3 protein-coding genes and 1 pseudogene are annotated in these 5,713 nt (G+C 67.7%); all 4 read left to right on the top strand.

Annotation, left to right across the window (positions count from 1 at the left end):
- Positions 1-178 (top strand): annotated as a pseudogene (locus tag RMN86_RS07975) (acetyl-CoA C-acyltransferase); the annotation flags it as partial.
- A 145-nt stretch (positions 179-323) separates the two neighbouring features.
- On the top strand, positions 324-1,508 hold the full coding sequence (locus tag RMN86_RS07970) for an FIST N-terminal domain-containing protein (RefSeq protein ID WP_309605302.1): 1,185 nt from the start codon (positions 324-326) through the stop codon (positions 1,506-1,508).
- A gap of 3 nt (positions 1,509-1,511) precedes the next feature.
- Positions 1,512-3,293: an ATP-binding protein gene (locus tag RMN86_RS07965; protein WP_309605301.1), complete on the top strand. Its 1,782-nt coding sequence runs from the start codon at positions 1,512-1,514 to the stop codon at positions 3,291-3,293.
- A gap of 165 nt (positions 3,294-3,458) precedes the next feature.
- On the top strand, positions 3,459-5,713 hold a 2,255-nt coding region (gene secA / locus RMN86_RS07960; RefSeq protein ID WP_309605303.1), incomplete at its 3' end, for a preprotein translocase subunit SecA.

Below are 5,713 nucleotides of genomic sequence, written 5' to 3'. Positions count from 1 at the left end.
GGAGAAATACAACGTCAATGGCGGCTCCATCGCCATCGGCCATCCCTTCGGCATGACCGGCGCGCGCCTCGCCGGCCACGTGCTGCAGGAAGGCAAGCGCCGCGGCGCCAAGCATGTCGTGGTCTCCATGTGCATTGGCGGCGGCATGGGCGGCGCGGGGCTGTTCGAAGTCTACTAACCGTCAAGGCCAGTTCAGGCGCCTTTCACCGCTGAACCTCGGCGACCCTTCGGAGATCCCTCCGGAGGGTCGTTCTGTTTTGCCCTGCGCTGGCAATTCCTTAGGCTTTCCGCGCCATGCTGACGGCGTAAACTGAGGAATTCCCATGAAGACCGCGTCCGCATTCAGTGTCCGTCCCGGGGCGGAGGTCGCGGCGAACGAGGCGCTGGACGGGCTGATGTCAAGGCTCGGCGCCACGCCCGACCTGCTGTTCCTCTACGCGACCCAGCATCATGCCGAGCCGGCGCTGCTGGAAGCCATCGGGCGGCGACTGCCCGGCGTCCCGGTGGTCGGCGGAACGTCCTGTGGCGGGGTCATGACCGAAGCCGGATTTCACACCGGACCGGATGGCGCGCTCGGCCTCTTTGGCATCTGCGATCGGGAGGGGTCCTACGGCGTCGGCGCAGCGGAGATCGGCGTGGCGCCGCACGCGGCGGGCGCGGCGGCGATCCAGGCCGCGCTGGCTGCCGCCGGCCGCGATTTCGAGGCGCCCACCCTGGTCTGGTGCTGCCAGCCGCCTGGCCAGGAAGAGGCGGTCCTCGAAGGCATCCAGTCGGTGATCGGCCGGACGACGCCGATCATCGGCGGCAGTTCCGCCGACGAGGCCATCGCCGGCCAGTGGCGGCAGTTCTCGCCACAGGGCGTCACCCCGGACCACGCCGTGGTGGCGGTGCTGTTCCCGACCACGGCCCATGGCGCGGCTTTCCAGAGCGGCTACACCCCGAGCGGACACTCCGGGATCGTCACCCGCGCCGGCGATCGCCAGATCCTCGAAATCGACCATCAGCCGGCCGCCACGCTCTACAGCCGGTGGACCGAGGGTGCGGTCAGCGCGTCGGACCGGGGCATGATCCTGGCCCAGAGCACCGCGACGCCGCTTGGCCGGATCGCCGCCGAAGTCGAGGGGGTGCCGATGTTCGTGTTGTCACATCCCGCGCTGATGGGATCGGACGGCGACGTGTCGCTGTTTACCGACATCGCGGTCGGGGACCGTATCCACCTGATGCGCGGCTCGCCGGACTCGCTGGTCAAGCGGGGAGGCGCCGTGGTGGCCAACGCCTGCGCCACCGGCGGATGGCCCATCGACGCCACGCGCGGCGGCCTGGTGATCTATTGCGGCGGCTGCATGCTGCACGTCCGCGAACGCATGGACGAGGTCGTGCAGGGCGTCCGCGACGCCATCGGCCCGGCGCCCTTCCTCGGGGCTCACACCTTCGGGGAGCAGGGCGCGATCATGGAAAACTGCAACCGCCACGGAAATCTGATGGTTTCCGCCCTCACCTTCGGCTGACACATGCTGGAACGTGAGCAACTCCGCGAGGCTCTGGCCTCGGTCAAGCAGATCGAGGCCGCCCAGGCCCAGCGGTTGCGCGAACAGGATCTGGTGCTGAGCGGCATCGAGGCGCTGCAGGCCGACGACGAACCGGCCGTGCTGCTGACCCGCGCCTTCGACGTGCTGCGCCAGGCGCTGACCTTCGACGTGGCCCTCGTGCTTGAGCCCGGCGGCGGACCGGAGGGCGACGGATTCGTCTGCGGCGCCGCCACCGACCCCGCCGCAGTGGGGGCCTGGTGGCCGGCCGGAGCCTTCTTCAAGCGAGTCGCCGCCGGCCGGCCGGCGGTGGTTCCGAACAACGCGCTGGCTCCGGAGTGGGCCGCCTGCAGGGGCTATCCCCTGCTCGTCGGCGGTGGTCTCTACGCGCCCCTGGCGACGCCCGCCGGCAGCGGTCTGCTGGTCATCTGCACTTCACAGCTCGGCGCCTACTCGGCCAAGGACCTGCTGCTGGTGTCCCGCCTCAGCCTGCTGGTGTCCCAGACCCTGGCCACCGGCCAGAGCCGCCGCCTGACCGAAGTCGCACGATCGGCGGACTACGAACGGCGCGTCGCCGTCGAGGCCAATGAGGCCAAGTCCCGCTTCTTCGCCAACATGAGCCACGAGATTCGCACGCCGCTGAATGGCGTGACCACCGTCGCCGAGTTGCTCAGCCAGACCGCCCTCGATCCCCGGCAGACCGAAATGGTCACGATCATCGTCGATTCCGGCAGGATGCTCGAGCGACTGCTGAACGACGTCCTCGACTTCGCCAAGATCGAGGCCGGGCGGCTGGAGGTCGAACAGGCGCCCTTCGATTTCTCCGAGAGCCTGAAATCGACCTTCGACCTGTTCGCCGCCAAGGCGGATGAACGCGGCCTGGACTTCACGGTCGAGGTGGACCGCTCAGCAGCCGGCAGCTTCGCCGGCGATACGCTGCGGGTCCGTCAGGTGGTCGGCAACCTCCTGAGCAACGCCATCAAATTCACCGACAGAGGCTCGGTCAGGGTCGTGGTCTCCGCCAGCGACATTGCGTCCGGCGCAGAAATCACCGTGCGCGTCTCCGACACCGGGCGGGGACTTTCGGAGAGCCAGGCCCAGCGGCTGTTCACCCGCTTCGAACAGGGCGACGGATCGATCACGCGGCAGTTTGGCGGCACCGGTCTTGGCCTGGCCATCGCCCGCTCGCTGGCCCGGATGATGGGCGGCGACATCACGCTGAGCTCGGAGACCGGCGTGGGCTCGGAATTCGTGTTCCGTTTCCAGGCTCCGCGGGTCGCCGCGGATGAACCGCCGGTGGACGAGGCCATCACCGCCCATCCGGCCCACAGCGGTCCCCGGGTGTTGGTGGCGGAAGACAATCCCAACAACCGCCGCATCGTCGGCATGGTCCTGGAAACCATCGAGGCCCAGGTGGTCTTCGTCGAGAACGGACAGGAGGCGGTGGACGCCTTTGCCCCTGGCCGGTTCGATATCGTGCTGATGGACCTGCAGATGCCGGTCATGGACGGGCTCAGCGCCACGCGGGCCATCCGAGCGTGCGAGCGGCGCCACGCGGCGCCCGCCGCGCCGATCATCGCGTTGTCCGCCAACGCCATGACCCATCACGTGGCCGAGGCCATCGACGCGGGGGCGACAACGCATATCGCCAAGCCGATCAGTCCACAGGCGCTGCTGCGGACGATGCTGGCGCTGTGCGAAGCCGCGGCGGCGCAGGCCGCCGAGGCGACGCCCGCGCCGAGCTTCACGGCAAGCCAATTTCCCTGATAGTGGTCCCTGACCTGGCGCGTCGCGCCCCGCGCCCGCGTTGACACCGGGGGGGGCGCTGCTTAAGTCTCCCGCGCCCTGAAATGAGCGAATTATTCCGGCAGACGAAGGGCTTCGGCCATCGCCCCTCCGAGCCTCGCAGCAAACCGGACTTCCCCCTTGAGCATGTTCCAACGGTTCTTCGGCTCTTCCAACGACCGCAAGGTCAAGGCCATGGCGGCCCGCGTCGCCAAGATCAACGCGCTGGAGCCGGCCATGGTGGCGCTGAGCGACACCCAGTTGCGCGACAAGACCGTCGTGTTCCGCGACCGCCTGGCCAAGGGCGAGACCCTCGACAATCTGCTGGAAGAGGCCTTCGCCGTGGTCCGGGAGGCCGCCAAGCGCACGCTCGGCCAGAGGCACTACGACGTGCAGCTGGTGGGCGGCATGGTGCTGCATCAGGGCGGCATCGCCGAGATGCGCACCGGCGAGGGCAAGACCCTGGTCGCCACCGCGCCGGTCTATCTGAACGCGCTGGCCGGCAAGGGCGTCCATCTGATCACCGTCAACGACTATCTGGCGCAGCGTGACGCCGAGTGGATGGGCCAGGTCTATGAATTCCTCGGCCTGACCGTCGGGACCATCGTCCACGGGCTGTCGCAGGACCAGCGGCAGCGGTCGTACCAGTCCGACATCACCTATGGCACCAACAACGAGTTCGGCTTCGACTACCTGCGCGACAACCTGGTCTATGAGGCCAGCGAAATGGTCCAGCGGGGCCACAACTTCGCGATCGTCGACGAGGTGGACTCGATCCTGATCGACGAGGCGCGCACGCCGCTGATCATTTCCGGTCCGACCGAGGATCGCTCCGAGCTCTACAAGACCATCGACGCTCTGGTGAAGGAGCTGATCAAGGACCCGACCAGCTACGACTTCGACGAGAAGCAGCGGCAGGTGATCCTCACCGAGGAGGGCGCGGAGACCATCGAGGAGACCCTGCTCTCCGGCGGGCACCTGGCCGAGGATTCCGCCGGGCTTTATGACGCCGCCAACGTCTCCATCGTCCACCACGTGAACCAGGCGCTGCGCGCCAACGTCATCTACCAGCGCGAGAAGGACTACATCGTCCGCGCCGGCGAGGTGATGCTGATCGACGAATTCACCGGCCGCATGATGCAGGGCCGCCGGCTGTCGGAGGGCCTGCACCAGGCGATCGAGGCCAAGGAAGCCGTGGTCATCCAGCCCGAGAACCAGACCCTGGCCTCGGTGACCATCCAGAACTATTTCCGCCTCTATTCCAAGCTCTCGGGGATGACCGGCACCGCCGCCACCGAGGCGCAGGAATTCCTCGACATCTACAAGATGGACGTGGCCGAGATCCCCACCAACCGGCCGGTGGTGCGGATCGACGACGACGACGAGGTCTATCGCACCGCCGCCGAGAAGAACGCGGCGATCCTCGGCCTGATCGAGGACTGCTATCGCCGCCGCCAGCCGATCCTGGTGGGCACGGTCTCCATCGAGAAATCAGAGGCGCTGTCGGAGCTCTTGAAGCTCCACAAGTTCGAAATCGACGGCAAGGCGACGACCGGCGTGCCGCACAGCGTGCTGAACGCGCGTTATCACGAGCAGGAAGCCGCCATCGTCGCCGACGCGGGCGTGCCCGGCGCGGTGACCATCGCCACCAACATGGCCGGTCGCGGCACCGACATCCAGCTGGGCGGCAACGTCGACATGAAGGTCGCCAAGTGGCGCGAGGACCAGCGCGCGGCCAATGTCGAGATCACCCCGGAAATGGCGCTGGAGGTCCGCGAACGGATCGAGGGCGAGATCGCCGGCGCCAAACAGGCGGCGCTGGCCGCCGGCGGCCTGTTCGTGCTGGGCACCGAGCGTCACGAGAGTCGGCGCATCGACAACCAGCTGCGCGGCCGCACCGGCCGCCAGGGCGACCCCGGCCATTCGAAGTTCTTCCTGTCCTGCGAGGACGACCTGCTGCGCATCTTCGCCGGTGAGCGTCTCGACGGGATCATGCGCACCTTCGGCGTTCAGGAAGGCGAGGCCATCACCCACAAGTGGCTGAACGGCGCCATCGCCACGGCCCAGAAGCGCGTCGAGCAGCGCAACTACGAAATCCGCAAGAACCTGCTGAAATACGACGACGTCGTGAACGACCAGCGCAAGGCCGTGTTCGAACAGCGCGCCGAGTTCATGGCCTCCACGGACCTGTCCGAAGTGGTGCGCGAGATGCGCCTGGACACCATCGAGGATTTCGTCGCCCGCCACCTGCCGCCCAAGGCCTATGCCGAACAGTGGGACATCGACGGCCTCGACGAGAAGGTGAAGTCGACGCTCGGTCTGGAGCTGCCGCTGCACGACTGGGCCGCCGAGGAAGGCGTGTCGAACGAGGAGGTCGAGGAGCGTATCCAGGAGGCCGCCGA

The organism is Phenylobacterium sp. (assembly GCF_031360265.1).
Taxonomy (GTDB): domain Bacteria; phylum Pseudomonadota; class Alphaproteobacteria; order Caulobacterales; family Caulobacteraceae; genus Phenylobacterium.
Note: the sequence above shows the minus strand (reverse complement) of the source record. Positions and strands in the feature narration are given on the sequence as shown.

Bases quoted from the DNA above. Each gene is read 5' to 3' on its own strand.
- RMN86_RS07965 (WP_309605301.1), top strand. From the start codon at position 1,512: ATGCTGGAACGTGAGCAACTCCGCGAGGCTCTGGCCTCGGTCAAGCAG.
- RMN86_RS07970 (WP_309605302.1), top strand. From the start codon at position 324: ATGAAGACCGCGTCCGCATTCAGTGTCCGTCCCGGGGCGGAGGTCGCG.